The following is a 12,281-nucleotide window of genomic DNA, read 5'->3' on the forward strand; positions in this document are numbered from 1 at the left end:
CCATCCTACTCCTAGCTTCTTAAAGATACTGATTTTTCTATTTACTCGGAACCGGCCGCATTTTTACTTTACCCTTCTTGGCTCCTCCAGTACACTTCAAAACGGTAAGGTTCAATTTACGGTAAAGAACTACCGGAACCAGGGCAAAAAAGAAATTTGCACATTAAAGGCTTCCAAATTCCTAAGAAGTTTCACACCACATAACTTGTCCCGAAAATCGGGATCCTACCTAAGGGGTTTACCCGGATCAGGCATTATGGCATCCTGGCCAGTGCATTTAAGGCCACACACAAAGTCTATATCGACAGGCAGATCGGTCAGGTCGTAATAGAAGTAGGAGAAAAACCAGACTCCCTGCTCAGAAAGTGCCCTTCTTGCAAAACCGGAGAATTGCATACAGTGGCATGCTTCGCCCAAAGAGGGCCTCCAGGCAACTTGTTTAACAAAATCAAGAAACAAAATAATGAGCATCAATTAGCTTAACGGGACAGGTATGTCCAAATGGTAATAACAGCCTAAAATTCACTCTAAAACCGTTTACCTATTCAATAATAAATACTAAAAAAAGGAACCCTAGGCCATAGAACAATTTAAAATCAGAAACTTTTTCATTCTCACATCGCAAAAAAAGCAAAAGAAGAAAATCATTCCCCATAGTGCCCTAATTCCCAAGGCACTGAAGTGGATCCTGAGCATGGTCCCTGAGCCTGTCGAAGGGTGCCGAAGGGTGTCGAAGGGACATTGAAGTTTACCCTGAAACTTTCTCAGAGTTCAAAACTGCATTCAGACTAGGCTGTTCCAGCCGTCAGAATACTTAGTTATTGGCAACAGTTTTTATATTTAATTACCTATTAGTATCAGTGTAACACACCTTCCATAAAAATGGTTTGAGGCACATCTATAAGCTGTTGCATATCGCCACCATTGGCATCTATAGTCCAAAGGTTAATACTGGTTGTGCCGTTTTCCTGGCCGCTCCATACAATTCTGCTATCGTTTGCATAATAATTTGGAGAACCTGGTGGTAACGAATTTATTGATGGGTCAGCAAATAATAGAATAGGTTGTGAACCACTTGTAGTGTTAATACGAAATATACCCTTCTCACCACTTGTGCTTGTAGAAAAGATAATGTCTTGTCCATCGCTAGACCAATCCATCCCTTGAAATTGAGCCGAAGGCAATATAGCCAAATCTTGCGTAAAACCAGTTTCTGGTTGTAATATTGAAAGTGTAGTAATAACTTCAGTATTACTTGTATTATAGGTTTTGCGAATAAATCCAATTTCACCTGTTGTCTGTGATACGGTGAATTGAACTACTTTACCATTCTGTTGGTACAAGGAAGTCAAAAATGTCACTTCCTCAGTTTCGATGTCATAAGCCACAAGTTCAAGGGGACGACCAAAATTTTTTGAGGCGGCGTCTGAAGATGGATTTGGCCTCATAAAGTAAAGTTTCTTGCTATCTGGTGAAAATTCCGGATATGCATCTTCAAACACAAATGGAGCCTTATTAAAAGGTTGGTAAGGTATCTCAATTACTTCTGAATTATCACATCTTCTAAGCTGCATATAATACCCATTGTAAGTTGATGTAATATCACCCTCATATTTAAGTACACCAATCCATTCTCCATCAGGCGAGATATTTGCACCGTAGGCTGCACCGATGCCAGTATACTGCTGATCAGATCCATCAAAGTTACAGACGTATAACGATAGGCCTTTTAGATAGATAATCTTGGGTTGGTCATAGCATCCACGTGTGATGTCTCCATCATCTGGTGCTACAATGGTGAAGTTGTAAGAGCTTGAAGCGATGGTCTTATTTGAAGCATCTAATACGTCTACAAAGATTTGCTCCTCACCAGCCGTCTTGCCAACACAATTTATAGCACTGCCAGCAATTGTAGCATTAGGTAATGAATTTGATCCATCTGAAAGTTCTCCTCGCTCAGTAGACAATGTCCATTGGTAGTTTAGATCTGATGCATCACCATCATAACCTGAGACGTTGGCTACGAATCTTGCCATATTGTTAAGTGCGAGTTTGTCATCACTTAATCCAGAGGCTTCGATCGTTACCGAAAGGTTATTGGTAGTATCATCTGGTGCGCAGGAAAATGATGTTAATAGGGCTAGTGCAAATAGTATTTTCATTAATTTCATTGATCTGATTTTTATTGATTATATAAATATCGGATTAATAAAAAAATGTCATCATTAAAATGACAGTGATGACATTTTTAAGTGATTTCCATGAATAGAATATGAGCTAAGGCTGAGCTTACGAATGTTGCGACCAGATTTAGCGATTTATTATAATCTAGTTTTATAGGCTAAAGATGAAACTGCTGTTACAAGCAATATTGCTCTCTAGAGATTTTTTCAATTGTTGCGTAGAGTAGAGCCTGATAGGCTACTTTATTAATACCTATAAAGATAATAATAAGAAGCAGAGAATCAGCAACCCTTCATCAAACCGTACCCCGAAAATACGGGGCCGGCTCCGAATAAAAACGGGGTAAACAGTGAAGTTTTCCCTCATACGGCTTACCGATAGCCTTCTTTATTTGCTTTTCACATGAATCTACCCAGCATATGTATAATCCATGAGCTAAATGAATCACATCTGCTTTCTCATCATATTTGAACAAACAAATAGCGACATTTAGAATCAACTACCTATAAATTCAGCCGAATAGGACTAAGCCAGTACTAAAAGTATCCATTCCATATTCGCTTCTCTAAAGTAGAGCCCCTTTCCTATTATGGTTTTTGTTCACACTACAATCATAGGTACTATGGGCTCCTCCGACTTCTCTTGTACCCTTGCTGAACTTCGCTATGCTTATATCAGCCCGTTTAAGGTTGCCAACCTTTGAAACAAGAGACCTCCCACAGCCTGCCCCGACTTTTCAATCGGGGTTCCGTAGTAATCCATCTATAACCACGCCACCCCTATGACTCCGGTAGACCATTACACTTCACATTGCTGTTAATCCATGCAACGTTCCAGGGTTTGAGACCGTCAAAACGCTCCCCATCTACAAGTACACTTATCGAAGCTACTATGGGTTCACGCTTACGCATTTTAGCTTGCACATTTGAGCATACCGAGCTTCAGCGAAACCCTCACGAATTTAACTGTCGGGAGCTCTTCTAAATGAACAGCAAATTATTTAGGTAGGATTTACACCTACTGGATTACCACAGCTTCGTGGCACACCAACGGTTTGGCTATGCGCAGTAACCCGAAGGGTATTGCGTATAGGTTTTATTGAACGAATCCTGCTAAGGCAGGAAGCCGGCTTTTTTGCCGCTTCTTCCTACATTAGACTTATCGTTAATATTCAACACTTTAAGCTATAAAAAAAAAGCAATCTATCATTGAGAAGGCATGTGAAAATATACAAGGCTATGATTTACAGCTCAAAAGACTCCGAAGATCGATAACCATTAGAAGTAGGGGAAAAACCAGCTTCCCTACTTAAAAGGTGCCCTTCTTGCAAAACCGGAGAACTGCATACAGTGGCATGCTTCGACCAAAGAGGGCCTCCAGGCAACTGGTTTAACAAAATCAGAAAGCAAAAGAAAAAGCGCCAGTTAGCTTAATGGGACAGGTATGTCCTAATGGCAAAAACAGCCTCAAATTCGCTCCAAAACCCTTTACCAATTGAATAATAGCTACTAAAACAAAGAACCCTAGGCCATAGAACAAATAAAATCAGTAATTTTTCAATCTCCCAACGCTAAAAAAACAAAAGGAGAAAATCATTCCCCATAGTAAGCCAAGTTCCCAACACCCTGAACTGTTCCCTGAGCACGGTCCCTGAGACTGCCGAAGGGTGCCGAAGGGACATTGCAGTTTACCCTGAAACTTTCTCAGGGCACACACACTGTCTTCAGACTAGGCGGTTCCAGTCGTCAGAATGCTTAGTTATAGCGGGTCGTTATTTTTATTCAATTATCTGTCACTATAAACCAAGGTATTTCTAAGTTTCCTTTTCGGAAATAAATATTCACTTGGTTTCCAATTTCAGTTCGATTATAAAATTCTTTTCCCACACTTACTTCATCGATTTCGGTCTGTGGTCCCCAAGTAGTAAGTTCTAAATATCGTGTAGTTGACTTTCCTGAACTAATTCTTTTATTCAAAACTTTAGCCGTATAAAACGTTGGCTCTGAATTATCATAAAAACAGTTGTAATGAATGACTATTCCATAACTATAGGCAAAAAGAAATAAGCTCAAACTACCAACAGTAAAAAAGTCCATCTTCTTTTTAAATGTTATTTCTCTTTGCTTAATCATAAGTGTTAATAGGAAAAGTATTGTTATTGCTATTACAGTAAACCATAGATTTCCGTAATCGAAAATTTCATAGTCTAAAAGTGCTCGTAGCATAATACTAAGGGAAGGATAGATAAAAGCATAAATAACGGAAGGATAAGCACTTCCTTTCTTTTCATCTATTCTTATTAAACCATTTGAGGTCTTAGTAACTATTAATGCAATAATTGGAATTACTGCTGCTATAAAAATCGAGTACTGATATGGGGTAGGATAAAAAAAAGTCCAAGCTGCTACTAATCCTGCAGCCCAATTAATGATTTTGGCATTCATCCTTGCCTTGTTAAGCTTTTCTCCCCTTATTTCCTTAGTCCAACCAACGGAGTCATCACTCAAAATTTCTTGTTCTTCTTTTATTGCATTTTGTTGGTCAAGATCTGGATAGTTCTCATATAGCCACTTTAATATTTCATTGTATCCACCTGTAAACGAGCTGACTTTTATCCCTTTTTCGAGTTTGTTTTTCGGTTCAATGAAAATATATTGTTCGTTGACAGTAAATCCCTTTATTTCATCAAATCTCAAAGCCCTATTTGAAAATGAACTAATGGATTTAATGGAATCAGAATTTATTATGAATTTGCCTTTATAAGCTTCCATTAGGCCAAAAACCATTACGGCTATCATTGCAATAGAAATTGGAACTAAAATCCAAGTAAAACTTGGTGAGAAGTCGCCATTTTGGAATGGAAGAATTAGAACCCACCCAAATAGTCCAACCAATAATGGGGCAAACAGATAAATAAATATCGCCCATCCTTTCGCTATTTTATATTCCTTCAATGTCAATTTATTTTAATGACCGCGTAGAGTAGAGCCTGATAGTCTACTTTATAAAATTACCTATAAAGATAATAATAAGCAGTAAACTATCAGCAACCCTTCATCAAACCGTACCCCGAAAATACGGGGCAGGCTCCGAATAAAAACGGGGTAAACAGTGAAGTTTTCACACCAATACCCACTGGATTTACCGGCAAGATGCCTGTTAGTTTCCCAACCTTTGGACGTCAGTATGATGCCTCCCCTCCTGCTGGCCCTTCGCTAAAAATATCCCCCAGATATTTTCTTAACACTCAGTCCTCTCATCCGACCTTACCGGCCTCCATATCCAATTTCCCGTTTGGACGGGACAGGCTCTGTTCGTTGGAACCAGGGTTTTCAGTCTCGCTTTTAGCATATCCTGAGACTTCAGGGCTTTACTCCATGCTTTACAGCAAACGAGCCCTGTAAAAAAAAGGGCAGGCATTGCGACTTGCTAATGCTTCGGGACATTAATCCCCGCACATAAGGGATACCGATAAAATTCGGCACAGGTTTTCACCCTCTGGAATAATTTGGTATCTACGATACCAGATGCCCATGCTGGGCACACACACTTCATTCAGACTAGGCTGTTCCAGCCATCAGAATGCTTAGTTATTCTCAGCTTTTTTTTATATTCAGTCTGGTAGTGCTAAAGCAATTAACTCTGCCGGTTTTGAGGCCCCACCAATCGGAATAACAATGTATTGTTTTCCATCGAGCAAATATGAGATCATAGCCCCCCTTGCATTTGAGGGGATTGGAATTTCAGCTATTTGCTCGCCATTATCATAGTTAAAAGCACGAAGTGATGGTTCGATATCAGTACTACTTATAGCGATGTTATAGCCCCGCGATGCATAAGCCCGAGATGCCACTCCACCGTCTTGGGCTATCAATAGTAGATTTTGGGTTCCAAGAACCTGCATTCTGAATGGCCAACCTAATTGAGGCAGGTTTAATTCTTTTAGCCTATAATCATTAATCGGCCCTGAGCCTACGGGGGACATCCAAGAATGCTCTCCGCTATTCATATCGATGGCAGTTATTCGTCCGTATGGTGGTTTTGTCAGCGGCAGGCCGTCAAGAGAGGGAACCGTTGGAGGTAGCTTGTAGTACTTGTTAAATTCCATAGCACCCTCCGCTTTCTGCAGCTTTACTAAAAATGGCAGCGTAACTGAAGGAACATATAAATGGTTATTATTTGGGTTGAAAACACCACCAGCCCAGTTTGCACCGCCTGCAACTCCAGGAAATAGTAAAGTGCCTTTAAGTGAAGGTGGAGTAAATAACGGTCCGTAGACATATTGGTTGACGTAGTCAAGGGCAGCTTTTCTTAATTCTGGAGTAAAATCAATCAAATCTTCTTCTGAGAGTCCTTGTTGATCAAAAGGTTTGGGCTTTGTTGGGAATGGTTGAGTTGGTGATGTTTTTTCACCTGGCACGGTCGAGGCAGGGACAGCTCTTTCTTCGATTGGCCAAATAGGGACTCCTGTCTCCCTATTAAAAACAAAACAAAATCCTTGTTTTGTAAGCTGTGCCACAGCCTTCGTGTTTTTACCATCAATCAGCAAATCCATAAGAATAGGGGCCGCTGGTAGGTCATAATCCCATATGCCATGATGGATTGTTTGAAAATGCCAAATCTTTTTTCCTGTTGCCCCATCTAGTGCAACTAAACTTTCGGCATACAAATTATCTCCATGTCTATTGCCTCCATAGTAATCATTACTCGGAGTTCCAAAAGGCAAAAATACATATCCTAATTCTTCGTCAGCACTCATTATTGTCCAAACATTTGTATTGCCGATATTCTTCCAGGATTCATTTTCCCATGTCTCAACACCCGGATCATTACCTTGTGGAATGGACTCAAATATCCACTTTTGTTCACCGGTATTTATATCAAATCCCCGAATATCACCTGGCGGCATCGATTCATGAATTGGATAATCAACAATTGATGATCCTATAATTAAAGTATTGCGACAAATAATCGGAGGGCTCGAAACACCATAGGCTAGTCTGTCAATCGGTCTTCTCAATCCCTTGGTAAGATCAATTTTTCCATTATTTCCAAATTCGCTTACAAGCTCGCCGGATTTGGCATTAAGTGCAATGAGATAAGCATCTCCAGTACCAATAAATACTTTGCTATTAGCTCCATCTTCATAAAATGCGACACCTCTGTGAACAAATCCATGATTTGGTGGAGAGCCTTCCACATATGATTCTGGGTTATATGACCAAATCGTTTGACCAGTTTTGGCATCAATGGCAGCAACCTGACTTAATGAAGTACTCGTATAAAGAATTCCATCAATCATTATAGGTGTAGACTCATTTGTCCAAGTCCAGAGTGTGCTATCCTGTTCAATAATGGATTCATCTACAGAAGTCCATCTCCACGCAACTTCTAACTTATTAAAATTCTCTCCATTAATCTGGTCAAGACTTACGAACTTATCATTTGCGAGACTTGCACCATACCAAGGAAATTCTGAATTACGAATTCGTTCTTCTTGCTGACATGAGGAAAAAAGAAGTACAAGTAAAAATACTGAAAACGGTTTTAGTTTTTTCATGATATGTAGTTATTGCTGACGGTTTGACTATGCGCAGGCGGGCTTTAGAAGCACTTTCCTGTCTACCGAGCAGAAAGTTAGTTCTTAGATTTATTGTTTCGTTTTTCACTGTCGCCCTGCTTACTTATAGTTTTTGTTGAACTCAACCTCCGGTAGCTAAAGGTTTACCATTGGTATATTGCTCATCAACAAACGCTTATAATGATAAACAAAATACATAAAAATTACGGATGGCTCAATAGCCGGCCCAACTCAGCTAAAATTTTAATAGATAAGGCCAAACGTGAAGTGCTTGGATTTGCCCTGCATTTCCGAAAGTTTGAAGACCAAATTACCATCAAAGCTTATGCTGAAAACACTGTCTTCCGAGCAACTTTTATGGCGGTGCTCAGAAAAAAAATATCTGTTGCACAGCATATTTCTAAAAAAGTTTTCCAAACCAAATGGGTAGTATACGCCAAGCGACATTTTGCTTCTCCAAAAACAGTGGTGGAATATCTGGGAAGGTATACCCACAAAATAGCCATCTCTAATCACAGACTTAAAAAGGTTGATCAGGAAAATGTCACATTCACTTATAAAGATTACCGACAAGAAGGGAAAAACAAGCAGATTAAATTAGGTGGAAGTGAATTCCTGAGAAGGTTTTCTTCGCATAACTTGTCCCGAGAATCGGGATACTTCCTTCTGGCTTTGTTAGAATACGCCATTATGGTTTCTTGGCATCCAGAAACAAGAACAAAGAGCTAAATCTGGCAAAAAAAGACCTCAACCAACCCAAATGGCAAAAAGTTAAATACTCTTGGGTACAGATTGCGAAGGAAAAACTCAATTACAATCCTGAAAGGTGCCACTGCTGTGGAAATGAAACGCTTATTACAACCAAGCTAATCGCCCCAGAGCCAGGACCTCCCTTACGCCAACATAAAAATGCATAACCTCGCCAATAATCACACGCTATCAAAAAGGCTTTACTGGAAGCCCTGGAACACCTATGTCTTAGGTTTTTTAAGACCTCAAAAATCAATGAATCAAGGATTTAAAAATGCTACTAAACAATCAATTCGTCAACTTTTTAACAATTTTAATGCCTCCTAACTCCCTTAACCAACAAAAAAAAACTATCCAATCCCCATAGAAGAAAGCTACCGGAGGCTGAGTCCAATCCTGACTGCTTGGGACTACAATGAACCGAAGTCTTAATCGAATTGTTGTAGCCAGTTTTAACTTTACAAAACAAACAAATTAATTGATTTCAGCTTTTATTCATTTTCATTGTCCCTTTTTGTTTACCAGTCCAGTAACATTCACTGTTACTACATTATTCTGACCATAAATTTGAATGGATATGAGTATTAATAAATATGCTAGAACAATTTCATGTTTTTGATTTTATATGGTTTAGAATAAAATCAATTTTAGGATGGTCACCAAAATGTTTTCCGTAGTATGCCATCTGTACAATACCATTTGGATCAACCAGAAAACTAGCGGGCATCAGTTTAGGATCAGCATCAATTTCAATATTGGCATTTTTATTTTGTATGGCATTCAACATCAATTTAGGATGTGAAAACAACTTGATTGCGCCAGCAAATGAAGACTCTGTAACACCATAGGCTTCATAAAAACGTTTGTTTTTATCTGAAATCATAAAGAAGGGAGTTTTTTCACTTCCTACAAATCGCAGTAAATGATCTTTATCCGAAGGCCAAATAGAAACAATTTCCACCTTGTGTTTTTGAAAGAGTTCATAGTTACGTATTAATTCATTTGTTCTCAAATTGCAAAATGGGCAAGCTGCAAAACGATGAAAGGATAAATAAAACCATTTATTCATGGCAGGAACGCTAATCGAATTGCCCCAAACATCTATTCTCTGAATTATAGGTGCTGAGTCACCAACTTGGATTACTTTTCTCATTTGTACTTCTTGTGAGCTAGAATTTTCAAAATCAACATCTGAATCACGATAAGCATAGGCACATAAACAGAGACTGTGAAATAGTTTGCACCGAGTGGTAGCTCATATACTTTTTCATACATAGCCAAACTCATTACCACTGCGATATCAATAATGCTTACAACAGAAAAGAACCACGCAAAGATGATGGCGAACTTCTTCTTTGATTTCAATAAAACCAATGCTATGAATGCCAATATTCCTGAGAGAAAATCGCCATGTGCTATAATCTCTTTGAGATAAAGAGGAAAATCAGCTGCAACCTGTCCGGGCATAAATAAAGAGAGCGGTAAGTAGCGAAATACATTGACAAGCAGAAGAATTGCCAGAACATCAAATTTTGTATCTATGTTGATTTTCGGAATTACATACCACTTGAGAATCAGAAAAAACACCACCATACTGAAGGTGGATTGCATGCCTAATACTACTAAAGAATCCATGCGCTATTGATTATATTTTTGGGATGTAGGCGATAACTTTCTATTGTCAGGTCTTAAATACCAAGATATCATGGCCACACTGGCAATGATTAATGGGATTATAATCATGTTAATGTCATCCTGAACGCTTAGTCTAGAAAAGGAAGCTCCAGTGAGGTCAAATACAATTCCAGCATAAGCCCATTCTTTCAGCACTTTTAATTTTGGAAGAAGAATTGTTATAGCACCTGCAATTTTCCAGATACCTAGAATTGTTGGAAAATAGATTGGGTACCCTAAATGTAACATGTCTTGTGAAAAATGTTCGACATTTAATAGATTCCCAAATCCAGGGATCAGGAAAGCAATGGCAATAAGCACTGTAGTAATCCAGTAAATTATTTTTTTTCTTGTATTATTCATTTTGCTAATATTTTAGTTTTAACTAAAGCAAAGGAATGACAAAAAGAAAGGATGATGCCTTGGTATAAGGTTCAAAAAACAGGACTAATGGCTCAGTGCATTTGAACGTTTATTTCTGATTTGTTTTTCTATAATCAGAAGGTAGAATCTTAAATTTTTGTAAGAATAGTCGTGAGAAGTAGGAGGAGTCTTCATAGCCAACTTGAAAACTTATTTCGCTGATCGTGAGAGCAGAATAAAGTAATAAATCGGCAGCTTTTTTCAAGCGTTTATTCCGAATATAATGGGCGGGTGTATCATCAAAATGCTTTTTAAACGCTCTCTTAAAAGAAGAAAGGCTTTGACCCGAAAGAAACGCCATCTGTTCCAAACTTAGATTGGAGTAAAGGTGTGATTCTACGACCTCTGCAATATTTGCTTTTTCAGGCGTAAATAAATAGCTGTACAACTCTAATATGGTTTCGGCAGCTTCGGTGTGAAGCAAGAGCAAAACCAACTCTTTTATTTTAAGGTAAAGTATTTCTTCTTTTGCCAATTCAGGATTGTCAAAATAAAAATTGAGACTTGCAATAAAATGATCGATGACATTTTTATGTGAGAGGCTGTAAGTGTATTTACTAGTTTTTTGTTCTTTAACAAAGAATGGAATTTCTTCTTTAAATATTTTTTCTAATACCTCTGGGAACAAATGAATCACATAGACTTCGCAAATACCAGAAGTTCTGTTTTGAAAAAGATTAGCGAAATAGGTGCCGCATTTCAACAAAACACTTTCATGCTCTTTTATAGTGATTTTTTCTGTTGGAGCCGAAATATGAGAACCTCCTTCATTAAAGTAAAGAAAACAAGCCTCATCTTGAAAAACTGGGTTTTGTCGTAGAGGAGGAAGAACAGTTAGTTTTTCTAAAAGCGTTTTGCCATTTAGGTCAATATGTTGCCTGTTTTTTATCATTTAATTACTGCTCATTATAATGTTTTCAAGGTCTTTTTAATTGGCTCCAACGTGGGTGGATATGGCGGTGCCGACCTTGTGGAGGCACCGAACATTATCCACATTGTTGGCGGCTGCTCTTTTATTTCTTATAATATCGTCCTACCCATGAATGGTTCATTTTTGACCAAGTGATATTTTAATGCCAATTCAATACATTCTTTCAATTCTTTTAAGGCACTTCCTCTTCTATTTTAAATATTATTGCTCGGGTATTTTCATATTTAAATTTATCTCCAAATATATTTTTAATTGTTGGAACTAATTTACCCGTACATTTAAAATAAATAGCATATTGGCTTGGATTTTTTGGTTTCCAATCTATAATCGTGCTTCCATTTTTTACCAAGTAGCTTGGCTCTCCTCATTTTAAGGTTTCTTCTATTTCTGATATTGAATCAATTTCAGATGCAGTTTCAAGAATTAATTCTCTTAAATAATTCAACTTGATTTCTATCTCTTTTGGATAAGTTTTAAACTTCACCCTTACTTGAGGATTTTGATTTATTTTCATCTTTACAATTTAATTAAGTCTAATCCTCTTTCCTCTTCTTTTGAGATAATATCCTTCCAATTCCCGCCCCCAATGCTACTCCTATCGCAACCCATATAGCTATATTGTCCAATGCTACTCCTATCGCAGTACCTATTCCAATCCCTATTGCCATTCCTAAACCTAGATTGTTTTTGTCTTTCATATTGTTTTATCTTTTAGTTGCCGCCAACGTGAGCATACCT

Annotated in this window: 11 protein-coding genes and 2 pseudogenes; 3 read left to right on the plus strand and 10 right to left on the minus strand. The window is 38.2% G+C overall.

Translation table 11 applies throughout. The features are described 5' to 3' along the window. Window positions 1-97: 97 nt before the first annotated feature. A pseudogene (locus tag AC0L7T_RS18220) lies at window positions 98-483 on the plus strand (transposase); the annotation flags it as partial. Between the two features lie 374 nt (window positions 484-857). Here the strand turns inward: AC0L7T_RS18220 and AC0L7T_RS18225 are convergent. Together AC0L7T_RS18225 and AC0L7T_RS18230 are read right to left on the minus strand one after the other, a co-directional pair. Continuing rightward, a complete protein-coding gene (locus AC0L7T_RS18225) occupies window positions 858-2,162 on the minus strand; it encodes a hypothetical protein (RefSeq protein ID WP_473337279.1) in 1,305 nt (434 codons plus the stop codon). Between the two features lie 801 nt (window positions 2,163-2,963). Continuing rightward, window positions 2,964-3,095: a hypothetical protein gene (locus tag AC0L7T_RS18230; RefSeq protein WP_473337281.1), complete on the minus strand. Its 132-nt coding sequence runs from the start codon at window positions 3,093-3,095 to the stop codon at window positions 2,964-2,966. Window positions 3,096-3,461: 366 nt separating this feature from the next. On the opposite strand from AC0L7T_RS18230, the pseudogene AC0L7T_RS18235 reads away from it, so the two are divergent. Further along, window positions 3,462-3,617 (plus strand): annotated as a pseudogene (locus tag AC0L7T_RS18235) (IS91 family transposase); the annotation flags it as partial. 348 nt (window positions 3,618-3,965) lie between these two features. On the opposite strand, the gene AC0L7T_RS18240 reads toward AC0L7T_RS18235, so the two are convergent. Both AC0L7T_RS18240 and AC0L7T_RS18245 read right to left on the minus strand, forming a co-directional pair. Next, a complete protein-coding gene (locus AC0L7T_RS18240) occupies window positions 3,966-5,138 on the minus strand; it encodes a hypothetical protein (RefSeq protein ID WP_473337283.1) in 1,173 nt (390 codons plus the stop codon). Window positions 5,139-5,797: 659 nt separating this feature from the next. Then, window positions 5,798-7,744 carry a pyrroloquinoline quinone-dependent dehydrogenase gene (locus tag AC0L7T_RS18245; protein ID WP_473337286.1) on the minus strand — a complete coding sequence of 649 codons (1,947 nt, stop codon included), beginning with the start codon at window positions 7,742-7,744 and terminating at the stop codon, window positions 5,798-5,800. Between the two features lie 201 nt (window positions 7,745-7,945). On the opposite strand from AC0L7T_RS18245, the gene AC0L7T_RS18250 reads away from it, so the two are divergent. Then, window positions 7,946-8,494 (plus strand): transposase, encoded by a 549-nt coding sequence (locus AC0L7T_RS18250; protein WP_473337288.1) that lies wholly within the window; start codon window positions 7,946-7,948, stop codon window positions 8,492-8,494. A gap of 628 nt (window positions 8,495-9,122) precedes the next feature. Here AC0L7T_RS18250 and AC0L7T_RS18255 read toward each other — a convergent pair. From AC0L7T_RS18255 to AC0L7T_RS18280, 6 genes are all read right to left on the minus strand, one after another. Beyond that, window positions 9,123-9,668 carry a redoxin domain-containing protein gene (locus AC0L7T_RS18255; RefSeq protein WP_473337290.1) on the minus strand — a complete coding sequence of 182 codons (546 nt, stop codon included), beginning with the start codon at window positions 9,666-9,668 and terminating at the stop codon, window positions 9,123-9,125. Then, window positions 9,665-10,150 carry a hypothetical protein gene (locus tag AC0L7T_RS18260; protein ID WP_473337292.1) on the minus strand — a complete coding sequence of 162 codons (486 nt, stop codon included), beginning with the start codon at window positions 10,148-10,150 and terminating at the stop codon, window positions 9,665-9,667. The genes AC0L7T_RS18255 and AC0L7T_RS18260 overlap by 4 nt, the downstream gene beginning before the upstream one ends. A 3-nt stretch (window positions 10,151-10,153) precedes the next feature. Continuing rightward, window positions 10,154-10,552 (minus strand): DoxX family protein, encoded by a 399-nt coding sequence (locus AC0L7T_RS18265; protein WP_473337295.1) that lies wholly within the window; start codon window positions 10,550-10,552, stop codon window positions 10,154-10,156. Between the two features lie 109 nt (window positions 10,553-10,661). After that, window positions 10,662-11,504: a helix-turn-helix domain-containing protein gene (locus AC0L7T_RS18270; protein ID WP_473337296.1), complete on the minus strand. Its 843-nt coding sequence runs from the start codon at window positions 11,502-11,504 to the stop codon at window positions 10,662-10,664. A gap of 403 nt (window positions 11,505-11,907) precedes the next feature. Further along, window positions 11,908-12,057 carry a hypothetical protein gene (locus AC0L7T_RS18275; protein ID WP_473337298.1) on the minus strand — a complete coding sequence of 50 codons (150 nt, stop codon included), beginning with the start codon at window positions 12,055-12,057 and terminating at the stop codon, window positions 11,908-11,910. A 19-nt stretch (window positions 12,058-12,076) separates the two neighbouring features. Continuing rightward, entirely contained in the window at window positions 12,077-12,241 is a 165-nt protein-coding gene (locus AC0L7T_RS18280) for a glycine zipper domain-containing protein (RefSeq protein WP_473337304.1), read from the minus strand. Window positions 12,242-12,281: the final 40 nt, after the last annotated feature.

Source organism: Cyclobacterium sp. 10D3-21, from assembly GCF_055809755.1.

Coding starts and splice junctions, on each gene's coding strand:
- AC0L7T_RS18225 (WP_473337279.1), bottom strand. CDS start 2,162: ATGAAAATACTATTTGCACTAGCCCTATTAACATCATTTTCCTGCGCA.
- AC0L7T_RS18230 (WP_473337281.1), bottom strand. CDS start 3,095: ATGCGTAAGCGTGAACCCATAGTAGCTTCGATAAGTGTACTTGTAGAT.
- AC0L7T_RS18245 (WP_473337286.1), bottom strand. CDS start 7,744: ATGAAAAAACTAAAACCGTTTTCAGTATTTTTACTTGTACTTCTTTTT.
- AC0L7T_RS18250 (WP_473337288.1), top strand. CDS start 7,946: ATGATAAACAAAATACATAAAAATTACGGATGGCTCAATAGCCGGCCC.
- AC0L7T_RS18255 (WP_473337290.1), bottom strand. CDS start 9,668: ATGAGAAAAGTAATCCAAGTTGGTGACTCAGCACCTATAATTCAGAGA.
- AC0L7T_RS18260 (WP_473337292.1), bottom strand. CDS start 10,150: ATGGATTCTTTAGTAGTATTAGGCATGCAATCCACCTTCAGTATGGTG.
- AC0L7T_RS18265 (WP_473337295.1), bottom strand. CDS start 10,552: ATGAATAATACAAGAAAAAAAATAATTTACTGGATTACTACAGTGCTT.
- AC0L7T_RS18270 (WP_473337296.1), bottom strand. CDS start 11,504: ATGATAAAAAACAGGCAACATATTGACCTAAATGGCAAAACGCTTTTA.
- AC0L7T_RS18275 (WP_473337298.1), bottom strand. CDS start 12,057: ATGAAAATAAATCAAAATCCTCAAGTAAGGGTGAAGTTTAAAACTTAT.
- AC0L7T_RS18280 (WP_473337304.1), bottom strand. CDS start 12,241: ATGAAAGACAAAAACAATCTAGGTTTAGGAATGGCAATAGGGATTGGA.